12 protein-coding genes are annotated in these 13,147 nt (G+C 66.0%); 8 read left to right on the forward strand and 4 right to left on the reverse strand.

Translation table 11 applies throughout. The annotated features are described in order from the left end of the window. The first annotated feature begins 141 nt into the window (after nt 1-141). The 6 genes from IB243_RS00800 to IB243_RS00825 all read left to right on the forward strand — a co-directional run bounded on the left by IB243_RS00800 (nt 142) and on the right by IB243_RS00825 (nt 7,771). Nucleotides 142-1,389 carry an ROK family transcriptional regulator gene (locus IB243_RS00800; RefSeq protein WP_370540287.1) on the forward strand — a complete coding sequence of 416 codons (1,248 nt, stop codon included), beginning with the start codon at nt 142-144 and terminating at the stop codon, nt 1,387-1,389. Then, a complete protein-coding gene (locus IB243_RS00805; protein WP_192424341.1) occupies nt 1,386-2,876 on the forward strand; it encodes a sugar ABC transporter ATP-binding protein in 1,491 nt (496 codons plus the stop codon). Before IB243_RS00800 ends, IB243_RS00805 begins: the two co-directional genes overlap by 4 nt. After that, nucleotides 2,857-3,873: an ABC transporter permease gene (locus tag IB243_RS00810; RefSeq protein ID WP_192424343.1), complete on the forward strand. Its 1,017-nt coding sequence runs from the start codon at nt 2,857-2,859 to the stop codon at nt 3,871-3,873. Before IB243_RS00805 ends, IB243_RS00810 begins: the two co-directional genes overlap by 20 nt. A 286-nt stretch (nt 3,874-4,159) precedes the next feature. After that, a complete protein-coding gene (locus IB243_RS00815) occupies nt 4,160-5,149 on the forward strand; it encodes a substrate-binding domain-containing protein (protein WP_192424345.1) in 990 nt (329 codons plus the stop codon). A 255-nt stretch (nt 5,150-5,404) separates the two neighbouring features. Further along, on the forward strand, nt 5,405-6,409 hold the full coding sequence (locus IB243_RS00820) for a sugar phosphate isomerase/epimerase (protein ID WP_192424347.1): 1,005 nt from the start codon (nt 5,405-5,407) through the stop codon (nt 6,407-6,409). A gap of 177 nt (nt 6,410-6,586) precedes the next feature. Next, complete coding sequence (locus IB243_RS00825) at nt 6,587-7,771, forward strand: Gfo/Idh/MocA family protein (protein ID WP_192424349.1); 1,185 nt, start codon at nt 6,587-6,589, stop codon at nt 7,769-7,771. Between the two features lie 96 nt (nt 7,772-7,867). Here IB243_RS00825 and IB243_RS00830 read toward each other — a convergent pair whose 3' ends face one another. Together IB243_RS00830 and IB243_RS00835 are read right to left on the reverse strand one after the other, a co-directional pair. Beyond that, entirely contained in the window at nt 7,868-8,218 is a 351-nt protein-coding gene (locus tag IB243_RS00830; RefSeq protein WP_057272737.1) for a hypothetical protein, read from the reverse strand. A 269-nt stretch (nt 8,219-8,487) separates the two neighbouring features. Further along, nucleotides 8,488-9,858 (reverse strand): GNAT family N-acetyltransferase, encoded by a 1,371-nt coding sequence (locus IB243_RS00835; RefSeq protein WP_192424351.1) that lies wholly within the window; start codon nt 9,856-9,858, stop codon nt 8,488-8,490. Nucleotides 9,859-9,938: 80 nt separating this feature from the next. Between IB243_RS00835 and IB243_RS00840 the strand changes: the two genes are divergently transcribed. Together IB243_RS00840 and IB243_RS00845 are read left to right on the forward strand one after the other, a co-directional pair. Next, nucleotides 9,939-11,597: an NAD+ synthase gene (locus tag IB243_RS00840; protein ID WP_192424353.1), complete on the forward strand. Its 1,659-nt coding sequence runs from the start codon at nt 9,939-9,941 to the stop codon at nt 11,595-11,597. Nucleotides 11,598-11,652: 55 nt separating this feature from the next. Then, a complete protein-coding gene (locus tag IB243_RS00845; protein WP_007857855.1) occupies nt 11,653-11,991 on the forward strand; it encodes a P-II family nitrogen regulator in 339 nt (112 codons plus the stop codon). A gap of 141 nt (nt 11,992-12,132) precedes the next feature. On the opposite strand, the gene IB243_RS00850 is transcribed toward IB243_RS00845, so the two are convergent. Together IB243_RS00850 and IB243_RS00855 are read right to left on the reverse strand one after the other, a co-directional pair. Continuing rightward, nucleotides 12,133-12,726, reverse strand: a complete 594-nt coding sequence (locus IB243_RS00850) for a TIGR00730 family Rossman fold protein (RefSeq protein WP_192424355.1) — start codon at nt 12,724-12,726, stop codon at nt 12,133-12,135. Continuing rightward, nucleotides 12,719-13,129 (reverse strand): diacylglycerol kinase, encoded by a 411-nt coding sequence (locus IB243_RS00855; protein WP_192424357.1) that lies wholly within the window; start codon nt 13,127-13,129, stop codon nt 12,719-12,721. The genes IB243_RS00850 and IB243_RS00855 overlap by 8 nt, the downstream gene beginning before the upstream one ends. Nucleotides 13,130-13,147: the final 18 nt, after the last annotated feature.

The raw sequence follows: 13,147 nt of genomic DNA on the forward strand, positions 1-13,147 counted from the left end.
ATAAAACGAGCGCCAATTCGGCGCTTATTAGGCCCATTTCAGGTCGAAGTTAAGTCTTGCCCGGCCGAAGGTGACCGCATAGCATCCCTGTCAAGCACCCACCCCCACGAGGTGCTGCACAACAATGACAGGAGACAAGCCTTGCCATCCACCCGCTGGAGTCACTGCGGCACCGAAGACCTGGACGTCTTGCAGACCATCTTCTGGTCCGCCGGCGCGTCGCGCAATGCGCTGGCGCAGCGCCTGGCCTACTCCAAGAGCAAGGCCAACGCCATGGTCGCGGCGCTGCTGGACGAGGGCCTGCTCGATGAGGTGGGCCTGCAGGAATCCTCCGGCGGCCGGCGGGCCGAAACCCTTCGACTGAGCGAAACCCTGGGCGTGGTCATTGGCGCCGACCTGGGCGCGACCAGCATGCAGGTGGCCATCATGCGGCCCGACATGACGGTGCTGGCGCGGCACCGTGAGCCCATCGATGTGCGCCAGGGGCCGGGCGTGATCCTGGCGCGGCTGCGGGGGCTGATGCGCGAGTTGCTGGCGCGCTGCGGGCTGGCGGTGTCGCAGGTCATTGCCATCGGCATGGGTCTGCCGGGGCCGGTGGATTTTGAAAGCGGCCAACTCGTCAACCCGCCGCTGATGCCCGACTGGGACGGCTTCTCGATCCGCGACTACCTGCGCGAGGCATTTGCCGCGCCGGTGTTTGTGGACAACGACGTGAACCTGATGGCGCTGGGCGAGCTGTGGCGGCTGCAGCGCAATCTGCCCAACTTCCTCGTCATCAAGGTCGGCACGGGCATTGGCTGCGGCATCGTCTGCCACGGGCAGGTGTACCGGGGCGCCAATGGGTCGGCCGGTGACGTGGGCCACATCTGCGTGGACCAGAGCGGGCCGCGCTGCCACTGCGGCAACCAGGGCTGTGTGGAGGCGATGGCCGCCGCACCCGCGATGGCGCGCATGGCGATGGAGGCCGTGGAGCGGGGCGAGAGCGCGATGCTGGCCGAGCGCCTGCAGGCCACCGGCACGCTGACCACCGAGGACGTGGCCCAGGCCAGCCGGGCGGGCGATGTGGCGGCCAACGCGATCATCCAGCGCGCGGGCAGCCTGGTGGGGCAGATGCTGGCGTCCATCGTGAATTTCTTCAACCCGTCGCATGTGTTCATTGCAGGGCGGGTGACGGACATGGGGCCGCTGTTCCTGGCGTCGGTGCGGCAAAGCGTGTACCACCGGTCGCTGGCGCTGTCCACGCGGCACCTGGAGATTCAATACGCGCCGCTGGCCGACGATGCGGGCGTGGTGGGCGCGGGTGTGCTGGCCATGCAGCAGAGCTTGGCGCTGTCGCCGCGGTCGTCGTCGCCTGCGGCCACTGCCAGTGCGGGAGGGGCCACACGATGAGCGTCGCTGTAGAGTTCCGCAATGTGACCAAGGAGTTCGGCCCGGTGCGCGTGCTGCACGGCGTGGGCTTTACCCTGCAGCCGGGCAGGGTGTATGGCCTGCTGGGCGAAAACGGCGCGGGCAAGTCCACGCTGATGAAGATTCTGGCGGGGTACGAGAGCCCCACGACCGGCGAGGTGGTGGTGGATGGCGCGGTGCGCGCACCCGGTGGCGGCTCGCGCGCGGCCGAGGCACAGGGCATTGTGCTGATCCACCAGGAGTTCAACCTGGCGGACGACCTGACGATTGCGCAGAACATCTTCCTGGGCCATGAGATCAAGAAGGGCCCGTTCCTGGATGACAAGGCGATGCGCGAGAAGACGCGCGCTGCCTTGGCACAGGTGGGCCTGCCGCTGGACCCCGACACGCGGGTGCGCAAGCTCATCGTGGCCGAAAAGCAGCTGGTGGAGATTGCCCGCGCGCTGGCCCGCAACGCTCGCCTGCTCATCATGGACGAGCCCACCGCCACGCTGACCCCGGGCGAGACGCAGCGCCTGTTTGCGCTGATGGCCGGGCTCAAGGCCGCGGGCGTGACCATCATCTACATATCGCACAAGCTCGACGAAGTGGAGAGCACCACCGACGAGGTGGTGGTGATGCGCGACGGCCTGCTGGTGGCGCGCGAGGCCACGGCCAGCGTGACGCGGCGGCAGATGGCCAACCTGATGGTGGGCCGCGAGCTGGCGGATTTGTTCCCGCCCAAGCTGCCCGCGCCTGCGGGTGGAGAGCTCGCCATCCAGGTGCGGGGCCTGACGGTGCCGGGCTGGGCCGAGGACGTGAGCTTTGACGTGCGGCGCGGCGAGATTCTGGGCTTTGCCGGGCTGGTGGGCGCGGGGCGCACGGAGCTGTTCGAGGGCCTGCTGGGCCTGCGCCCGCGCTCGGCCGGCACGGTGGAGCTGGCGGGCAAGCCGGTGAATCTGAAAAGCCCGCGCGATGCGGCGCGCCACGGCCTGACCTACCTGAGCGAAGACCGCAAGGGCAAGGGCCTGCACGTGCACTTCAGCCTGCGGCCCAACCTGACGCTGATGGCGCTGGAGCGCTACGCCAAGCCCTGGCTCGACCCGGCGGCCGAGCAGGCCGCGCTGCGCGATGCGGTGCAGGAGTTCGGCATCCGCACCGGGTCGCTGGAGGTGCGCGCGTCCTCGCTGTCGGGCGGCAACCAGCAAAAGCTGGCGCTGGCCAAGGTGCTGCACCCCGGCCCCAGCGTGGTGGTGCTCGACGAGCCCACGCGCGGCGTGGACGTGGGCGCCAAGCGCGAGATCTATCACCTGGTGCAGCGCCTGGCAGAGCAGGGGCTGGCGGTGGTGGTGATTTCTTCCGAACTGATGGAGCTGATCGGCCTGTGCCACCGCGTGGCGGTGATGCGCGCCGGGCGGCTGCAGACCACGCTGCAAGAACCACATTTGACCGAAGAGGAGTTGATCGCACATGCCACAGGTACCCGCTGAAAACGCATCCACCGCAGCGGGCCGCCACGGCGGCGCCACGGCCTGGTGGGGCAAGCTGCACGGGCTGGGCCCGGTCATCGGGCTGGTGCTGCTGTGCATTGCCGGCACGCTGCTCAACAGCAACTTCGCCACCTACGACAACGTGATGAACGTGCTCACGCGCACGGCCTTCATCGGCATCATCGCGGTGGGGATGTGCTTTGTGATCATCTCGGGCGGCATCGATTTGTCGGTGGGGTCGATGGCGGCGCTGATCGCGGGCTCGGTGATTTTGTTCATGAACGCGATGGCGCCCGTGCTGGGCTCGCCCATGGCGGCCGTGGGGGTGGGCATGCTGCTGGCGGTGGTGCTGGGCGCGGTGTTCGGGCTGGTGCACGGCCTGCTCATCACCAAGGGGCGCATCGAACCCTTCATCGTGACGCTGGGCACGCTGGGCATCTTCCGCGCGTACCTCACGTATTTCTCGAACGGCGGGGCGATCACGCTGGAGAACGATCTGTCGGACATCTACAGCCCGGTGTATTACGCCAACCTGCTGGGTGTGCCGATCCCGGTGTGGATCTTTTTGCTGGTGGCTGTCATCGGCGGCGTGATCCTGAACCGCACGGCCTATGGCCGCTATGTGCAGGCCATCGGCTCCAACGAGCAGGTGGCGCAGTACGCGGCGGTGGACGTGCACAAGATCAAGATCCTGACGTACATGCTGCTCGGGGTGTGCGTGGGCATTGCCACGCTGCTGTATGTGCCCCGCCTGGGGTCTGCATCGCCCACCACGGGCCTGCTGTGGGAGCTGGAGGCCATCGCCGCGGTGATCGTGGGCGGAACGGTGCTCAAGGGCGGGGCGGGCACGATCACCGGCACGGTGGTGGGCGCGATCCTGCTCTCGGTCATCAGCAACATCCTCAACCTCACAAGCATCATCAGCGTGTACCTGAATGCGGCGGTGCAGGGGTTCGTGATCATCGCGGTGGCGTTCATGCAGCGTGGAAAAAGGTGATGGCCGTGTCGCCACTTCATTCCTTTCATTCGCCCCGCGAGGCCGCCCCGACCCCCGAACCGTTCGGGCTGAGCCTGTCGAAGCCTGGGCACTCGCGCCCCATGGTGACAGCCCTTCGACAGGCTCAGGGCGAACGGGCGAGTGGCGCAGGCCCCAGGTGCTTGCACCTTTTCCGAAGCGCTTCCACCGGTTTTTGATTTCGTCAGTGTTCCCCAGTCGGCCAGGCTTTCATGGCCATTTTCAGCAAAGCAACAGCAACAGCAACAGCAACAGGAGACAACGCATCATGAACAGCAAGACATCTACTTCGTCCTTCACCCGCCGCCTAGCCCTCTCGGCCGTGGGTGCCGCAGCCGCACTGGCGCTGGCAGGCCCGGCGATGGCGCAGGCCAACAAGACGGTGGTGGGCGTGGCCATTCCGTCGGCCACGCACGGCTTCACCGGCGGCATCGTGTATTGGGCCAACCAGGCGAAGAAGGACCTGGAAAAGGCCCACCCCGGCCTGCAGGTCATCGTGAAGACGGCAGGCGGCGCGCCCGAGCAGGCCAACCAGCTGCAGGACCTGGTCACGGTGAACAAGATCAACGCGTTGGTGATCTTCCCGTTTGAATCGGCCGCGCTGACCAAGCCCGTGGCCCAGGTCAAGGCCAAGGGTGTGTACGTGACGGTGGTGGACCGCGGCCTGACCGACACCAGCGCGCAGGACGCGTACGTGGCCGGTGACAACACGGCGTTTGGCAAGATTCCGGCCGAGTACATCGCCAAGGCGCTGGGCGGCAAGGGCAACGTGGTGGCCATGCGCGGCATTGCGACCACGCTGGACAACGAGCGCATGGACGCTTTCAACGCGGTGCTGAAGAACCACCCCGACATCAAGCTGCTGGACGCCAAGTACGCCAACTGGAACCGCGACGACGCCTTCAAGGTGATGCAGGACTACCTGACGCGCTTTCCGCAGATCGACGCGGTGTGGGCGGCCGACGACGACATGGCCGTGGGCGTGCTCAAGGCCATCGAGCAGGCCAAGCGCAAGGACATCAAGCTGGTGTTTGGCGGTGCCGGTGCCAAGGGCATGATCAAGACGCTGGCCGACGGGAGCAACCCGCTGATCCAGGCCAATGTGTCGTACAGCCCCAAGTTCATTTATGACTCGATCAAGCTCACGGCCGAAGCGCGCATCAAGGGCGAGAAGCTGCCGGCGACGACGATCATCCCGTCGGTGCTGATCACAAAGGAAAACGCCAAGAGCTTCTACTTCCCGGACTCGCCGTTCTGATGGAAATATGAGTCAAATTGGCCTCTAGCGCTTATTCAGTAAGGACTGATAGCTATTAAAAGCATAGTTATTGGTGCTTGCTGGGTCTGCGATAGGCCTTTGCCTCTCCGTCACCTGACCGCCCCAACCACCCCAACCGTTCGGGCTGAGCCTGTCGAAGCCGCGCCCCGGCCTTCGACAGGCTCAGGCTGAACGGTTGGGTAGAGGGCAGTGAACACAGACAACCCCAATCGCCTTCTTTGAGCAGGACCCACCATGCCAAGACCCGTCACCCTTTTCACCGGCCAGTGGGCCGACCTGCCCCTGGCAGAACTCGCGCCGCTGGCGAAAAGCATGGGCTACGACGGCCTGGAGCTGGCCTGCTGGGGCGACCATTTCAATGTGCAGGAGGCGTTGGCCTCTGCGCAATACGTCAAAGACAAACACGCACTGCTGGCCCAGCACGGCCTGCAGTGTTTTGCCATCGGCAACCACCTGGTGGGCCAGGCCGTGTGCGACCTGATCGACGAGCGCCACCAGTCCATCCTTCCTCCGCATGTGTGGGGTGATGGCGAGCCCGAGGGTGTGCGCCAGCGCGCAGCGGCCGAGCTGGCCGACACGGCGCGTGCCGCCGCGAAGTTCGGCGTGAAGACGGTCACGGGCTTCACAGGCTCGTCGGTGTGGCATTCGATCTATGCATTTCCGCCCACCACGCAGGCGTATTGGGACAAGGGGTTCGTGGACTTTGCAGACCGCTTCGGCCCCATCCTCGATGTGTTCGAAGAGCACGACATCAACTTTGCGCTGGAGGTGCACCCCACCGAGATCGCGTTCGACATCGCCTCGGCCGAGCGCGCGATTGCGGCGGTGGGCGGCAACAAGCGCTTTGGCTTCAACTACGACCCCAGCCACCTGGCCTACCAGGGCGTGGACTACATCAAGTTCATCCGCCGGTTTGCCGACCGCATCTACAACGCCCACATGAAGGACGTGTGGTGGGGCAAGGGCGATGGCACGGTGGGCACGTTCGGCGGCCACACCAGCTTTGGCGATGCCCGGCGCAACTGGGACTTTCGCAGCGTGGGGCGCGGGATGATCGATTTCGAATCCATCATCGTCGCGCTCAACGACATCGGCTACCAGGGCCCGCTCTCGGTGGAGTGGGAGGACAGCCGCATGGACCGCGTGCATGGCGCCACCGAGAGCGCGGCGTTCTGCAGGCGGCTGGATTTCAAGCCCGCAGTCGGCGCGTTCGACGCCGTGTTTGCCCGCAATAGATGAAGTGCATCCCCCTGAGCGGCTGCGCCGCTTCCCCCTTCTCTCGCGCTGCGCGCGGGAAGGGGGACGCCGCCAGCGCGGCGGGGCGGCCCTTGCGCGGCGGCTCTGGCCTGGGCCGCGCCAGTTTCGTCGGTCCCGCGCAACGCAATGGATAACCACAACCAAGAAATAGGGCTCTCCATGTCTTCTGAACGCAAGCTCCGCTACGCCATGGTGGGCGGCGGCCACGGCGCCTTCATCGGTGCGGTGCACCGCAAGGCCATGGCGCTCGACGGCCAGTTCGCGCTGGTGGCGGGCGCTCTGTCATCCTCGCCCGAGCGGGCCCGCGCATCCGGCGCCGAGCTGGGCCTGGCGGACGACCGCAACCACGGCAGCTGGCAGGACCTGCTGGCCGACGAGCTGCGCCGCAGCCCCCATGACCGCATCGACTTGGTGAGCATCGTCACCCCCAACCATGTGCACCACCCGGTGGCCCTGGCCTTTGTGCAGGCGGGCTTTCATGTGGTGTGCGACAAGCCGCTGGTGCACACCAGCGCGCAGGCCGATGAGCTGGTGGCGGCGGTGCGAAAGGCGGGCACCGTGTTCGGCGTGACCTACAACTACACCGGCTACCCCATGGTGCGCGAGGCCCGCCACCTGGTGCAGAGCGGCGCCCTGGGCACGCTGCGCAAGGTGACCGTGGAATACAACCAGGGCTGGCTGGCCACGGCGGTGGAGCAGGGCGGGGGTAACAAGCAGGCCGACTGGCGGCTGGACCCCGCCCGCAGCGGCGCGGTGGGCACCATGGGCGACATCGGATCGCATGCCGAGAACCTGGCCGCCACCGTCACCGGCCAGCGGCCCGAGGCGCTGTGCGCTGACCTCACCACCTTCGGCCCCGGCCGCCGGCTGGACGACGATGCGCAACTGCTGCTGCGCTATGCCGGTGGCGCACGCGGCGTGATCGTCGCGTCGCAGGTGGCGGCGGGGCTGGAGAACGATGTGCGCCTGCAGGTGTCCGGCACGCTGGGCACCATCACCTGGCGGCAGGAGGACCCCAACCACCTTGTGCATTCGCCGGTGGACGGGCCGCGCCGCATCCTCACGCGTGGCTCGCCCTGGCTCAGCGAGTCGGCCCTGCGCGCGGGGCGCATTCCGGCAGGGCACCCCGAGGCTTTCATCGAGGCGTTTGCCAACGTCTACCTGGGCGTGGCGGCCGACATCCGCGCCCGGGCGTCAGGCAGAACCGCCGGCGCGCTGGAGGCCGATTACCCGCGCGTGGAAGACGGGGCCGAGGGCGTGCGCTTTATTGAAAAGGTGGTGGAGTCTGCCGGCAGCGAGCGCAAGTGGACCGCATTGGCAGACGGCGCCGGCCAGAAAATTTGAATGAAATCAGCCTGTAACGCTTATGCAGGAAGCGCTAGATGCTATCTATTTGTGAGCTTTTTGCAGGCCCTCAGCGCACGCTAGCTAGCTAGCTAGTTAGTTGCCTGCCAGCTGAAACCGCTGGTCAAAGTTCATCTTGCCCAGCACACGCAGTGCCGCCGTGCGGGTGGCGTTGTCCACCTTGCTGATGTCCAGGCTGTAGCGCTTGGCGGTGGACACCACGTCCACGCTTTTGGGGCCCCACTGCACCGCGACCAGCAGGGCGGGGCGCTGGCCCGCTTCGGCGCCCACCGACACGCCGCGCTGCTCGGGCCGCAGCATGAACTCCAGCCGGGGGGTGCGCACCAGTGTGAGGCGGTGGACACCTTGCGGGCCGAGCGCGAACGAGACGACCCAGTCGTCTTCGTCTTCCACCGTCAGAAACGGGACATGCTGGGGAGCGGCCATGAATAAGGGGCTTTGGGGTTACGGGCGGGCGGATGGGCCGCCGTGGTGCACAGCCCGTGGTGCGGGCGGCCGCCAGTATGCCGTTGCAAAAGCTGTGCCGAGGTCGGGAGAACCCGAGGTTGGGCACATCCAACGCGGCGTTGGTGTTGTCAGCTTGGTGCAAGCTGGCGTGGGCTCGAGCTGGCGATGGGCCACACGGGCGACGAAATGTGCCCCGATGCTGGCCGCCCAAAGGTGCTCCGGCGGCCATGGAGCGGCTTTGCGCCGGCTCAGCCCGTCTTGAACGGGCTGCGTTCTTGCAGTTCGCTCAGGTAGTGCCCCACCCCCTCGCTTTCGCGTGCCAGAAACCGCTCCACCGCCTCGGCAAAGGCCGGGTGCGCCAGCCAGTGTGCGCTGGTGGCCTGCACGGGCAGCAGGGCGCGGGCCATCTTGTGTTCGCCTTGGGCGCCGCCTTCAAAGCGCTGCACGCCATGGTCGATGCACCACTGCAGGGGCTGGTAGTAGCAGGCCTCAAAGTGCAGGCAGTCCACGCGCTCCAGCGCACCCCAATACCGGCCGTAGGCTACCAATCTTTGGTCTTTTTGGCTGCTAGCGCTTGATGGTAAAGCGCTGATAGCTATCAAACTACTAGCAATCGGTAGGCCATCGCGCTCGGCCACAAACAGCAGCCAGGCCTCGGGCATGTGCGCCGCCATGCGGGCAAAGAAGTCCCGCGTGAGGTAGGGCGGGTTGCCATGTTCGAGGTAGGTGCGTTCGTAGCAGCGGTAGAAAAAATCCCAGTCGGCCGCGCTGATGTCCGCGCCGCGTGACCAGCGGAAGGTGACCCCCGCATCCGCCACGCGGCGGCGCTCCTGGCGGATCTTCTTGCGCTTGTCCTGGGCGAGGCTGGCGAGGAAGTGGTCGAAATCTGTGAACGGTTGACCTGAGTCGCCGCCGGGCAAGGCACCTTTGGCGGAGGGCGCATCAGGCGCAGCGACCAGTGTGGGGGGCGCGTTCTCGCCGCCGCCGGGCTGTCCCAGAGCGGTGAGGGCCCCACGCTCTGGTGAAGCCGGAGCCCCTTCCCCGGCATGGGGCAGCGAACCACGCGCAGCGGGGAGCGTGGGGGCCACATTCTTCCAGTGGAATTGCACGGTATGCCGCAGCATCAAGTCCTGCTGCGCACTGGTCAGCACATCGTCGTCGCTGGCAAACAGGATGTGCACGGACGACACGTTTTCGTCTTCGCACCACTGGCACACCGCCTGTACCAGCAAGGCGCGCGCGGCATCGTCGCGCGCCATCAGACGGGTGCCCGGCACGGGGGTGAAAGGCACGGCGATCACGGCCTTGGGGTAGTAGGGCACGCCGTGCTGCTCGTAGGCGCTGGCCCAGGCCCAGTCGAAGACGTATTCGCCGTAGGAATGGTTCTTGAGGTACAGCGGGCAGGCGGCAATCAGCGTGTCACCGTCCCACAGGGTCATGAAACGTGGCGCCCAGCCGGTGCGGGGCGTGGCGCTCCCGCTTTCTTCCAGGGCGGCCAGGTACTCGCGGCGCATGAAGGGCGTGGGATGGCTTTGCCGGGCCAGAAGGGTGTTCCAAGCCGCAGCATCCACCTCCAGCACAGAGGCAAGTACGCGGGCGATAATGGCAGATTCAGCCATGCACACCCCGGTTTTGTTTTGCAAGCTGCGGGCCCGTGTGGGCAGTATTCAACCTGGCCGCAGGGGCCGATTCCAGTTCCATGACGCTCTCCATTTGCACTGCGCAGCTCAACTTTGTTGTGGGCGATATGCCCGGCAACGCCCAAAAGATCATTGCGGCGGCCCGCGAGGCCTATGCCCAGGGGGCAAGATTGCTGCTGACGCCCGAGCTGGCGATTTGCGGCTATGCGGCCGAAGACCTGTTCCTGCGCCCCGCGTTCATTGCGGCCTGCGATGATGCCGTGAAAACCGTGGCCTGCGAGACGGCAGGGTTGAAAGGCCTGGCCATCGTGCTGGGCCACCCGCAGGCCGTGTCGGCCGACGCACCGGCATTCAGCGCCTGCTTCAACGCCGCCAGCGTGCTGCGCGACGGGCAGATCGAGCAGACCTATGCCAAGCGCGAGCTGCCCAACTACCAGGTGTTTGACGAGCGCCGCTACTTTGTGGCGGGCAGCGCGCCCTGCGTGTTCGAGGTGAAAGGCGTGCGCGTGGGTGTGCTGGTGTGCGAAGACGCCTGGTTTGCCGCCCCCGCACGGGATGCCGCGGCGGCGGGTGCACAGCTGCTGGCGGTCATCAACGCATCGCCGTTCCATCTGGGCAAAGGCGCCGAACGTGAGCAGACCATGCGTGAGCGTGTGGCCGAGACGGGCTTGCCACTCGTGTACGCGCACCTGGTTGGCGGCCAGGATGAGGTCGTGTTTGAAGGCCGCTCGTTCGCGCTCAACGCCGATGGCTCGGTGGCCTGCCGGGGGTCGAGTTTTGAAGAAAAACTGGTGTTTGCGCAGGTCCATCAAGCGCAAGAAGCTATCAAAATTGAAGCGGAGATAGCCCCAGAGAAAAGCCTGGAGGCCGACTTGTGGGATGCCCTGGTGCTGGGCGTGCGCGACTATGTGGGCAAGAATGGCTTCCCGGGCGCTTTGCTCGGGCTGTCGGGTGGCATCGATTCCGCCCTGGTGCTGGCGGTGGCCGTGGATGCTCTGGGGGCAGACAAGGTGCGCACGGTGATGATGCCTTCGCCCTATACGGCCGACATCAGCTGGATCGATGCGCGCGACATGGCCACGCGTTTGGGCGTGCGTTATGACGAGATCTCGATCAAGCCGCAGTTCGAGGCCTTCAAGGCCGCGCTGGCCAGCGACTTTGCAGGGCTGCCCGAAGACACGACCGAAGAAAACCTGCAGGCACGCATCCGGGGCACGCTGCTCATGGCGCTGTCCAACAAGTTCGGCTCCATCGTGCTCACCACGGGCAACAAGAGCGAGATGTCCACCGGCTACTGCACGCTGTATGGCGACATGGCGGGTGGTTTTGCGGTGATCAAGGACGTGGCCAAAACCCGCGTGTTCGACCTGGCCCGCTGGCGTAATGCGAACGACCCGTATGGCACGGGCGTGGGTCCCATCCCCGAACGCATCATCACGCGCCCGCCCAGCGCCGAGCTGCGGCCCGACCAGAAGGACCAGGACAGCCTGCCGCCCTACGAGGTGCTGGACGCCATCGTGGCGCGCTACATGGAGAACGATGAGCCCATCGAGTCCATCATCGCGAGCGGCTTTGAGCGCGCCGATGTGGAGCGCGTGACACGCCTCATCAAGCTCAACGAGTACAAACGCCGCCAGGCTCCTGTAGGGATTCGCGTCACGCGCCGCAGCTTCGGCAAGGACTGGCGTTACCCTATCACCAGCAAATTCAGGGCATGACGCTTCGGCGTTGCGCCTTCAGCCCCCATTTTTTACATCCTCCAGGAGACACGCCATGAAAATGATCACCGCCGTCATCAAGCCCTTCAAGCTCGAAGAAGTCCGCGAAGCCCTGGCCGAATGTGGCGTGACCGGCCTCACCGTGACCGAGGTGAAGGGTTTTGGCCGCCAGAAGGGCCACACCGAGCTGTACCGTGGCGCAGAGTATGTGGTGGACTTTCTGCCCAAGGTGAAGGTCGAGGTCGTCGTGAAGACCGAGGACGTGGACCGCTGCGTGGACGCCATCGTGAACGTGGCGCGCACGGGCAAGATCGGGGACGGCAAGATTTTTGTGACGGCCGTGGAGCGTGTGGTGCGGATTCGCACCGGTGATTTGGACGACGCGGCGGTATAGGGTGGCAACCCCCTGAGTCGCTTCGCGCCTTCCCCCTTCTCTCGAATGGCCGCACCATTCGGGAAGGGGGACACCGCCAGCGCGGCGGGGCGGCCCTTGCGCGGCGGTCGCTGGCTTGGGTCGCGCCAGTTTTACCCGCAGTCAGATCACCGAGCGCAGCGGGACAGGGGCTTGGTCTGGCCCCGCGTCTTGCACCAGCGTGCGCAGCAGGGCCTCGGCATCGGTGGAGGCGTGCAGCAGGCCCATTTGCCATTCGCCCATGAAGCCACTGGCCACGCTGGTCTGCAAGAAGCCCAGCAGGCCGTCGTAGTAGCCCGCCACATTCAGCAAGCCCAGGGGCTTGTCGTGGTAGCCCAGCTGGCGCCAGGTCCACACTTCAAACAGTTCTTCGAAGGTGCCGATGCCGCCGGGCAGGGCCAAAAAGGCGTCGCTGCGTTCGGCCATCATGGCCTTGCGTTCGTGCATGGTCTGCACGATGTGCAGCTCGTCGCATTGGCGGTTGGCCAGTTCCTTGTCGACCAGGGCCTGGGGAATCACGCCCACCACACGCCCTCCGCCCAAGCGCGTGGCCTCGGCCACCGTACCCATCAAGCCGCTGCGGCCGCCGCCGTACACCAGCTGCCCGCCGTGCTGGCCAATCCACCGGCCCACGGCCTTGGCCGCGTCGGCAAAGGCTGGGTTCTCCCCGGGGCGCGAGCCGCAGTACACACAAACGGAAAAAGCAGGTTCAGCCATGAAGAATCCTCTGAAAAACAGCTGCGCCCCAGATGCCCATGCACAGCAGCAGGGCCAGCAGCACAGCGGCGCTGCCCATGTCCTTGGCGCGTTTTGAAAGGTCGTGCCATTCGGGGCCAATGCGGTCGATGGCGGTTTCGATGCCGGTGTTGAGCAGCTCCACGATCATCACGATCACCACAGAGCCTGCCAGCAGGGCCGTTTCTACCCAGTTTTTCCCCAGCCACAGCGACACGGGCAGCAGCACCATGGCGGCAACAGCTTCCTGGCGGAATGCCTTTTCGTTCCACCCCGCGCGCAGTCCTTCAAGGGAGTAGCCCGCCGCGTGCCAGATGCGGTTCAAGCCCGTGCGGGTCTTTTGAGGGTTGGCAGGTGCGATGGACTCAGGTGGGGGCAGGGGCATGAAGGTATTGTCTCGCAG

The organism is Acidovorax sp. ACV01 (assembly GCF_014851495.1).
GTDB lineage: Bacteria > Pseudomonadota > Gammaproteobacteria > Burkholderiales > Burkholderiaceae_C > Acidovorax > Acidovorax radicis.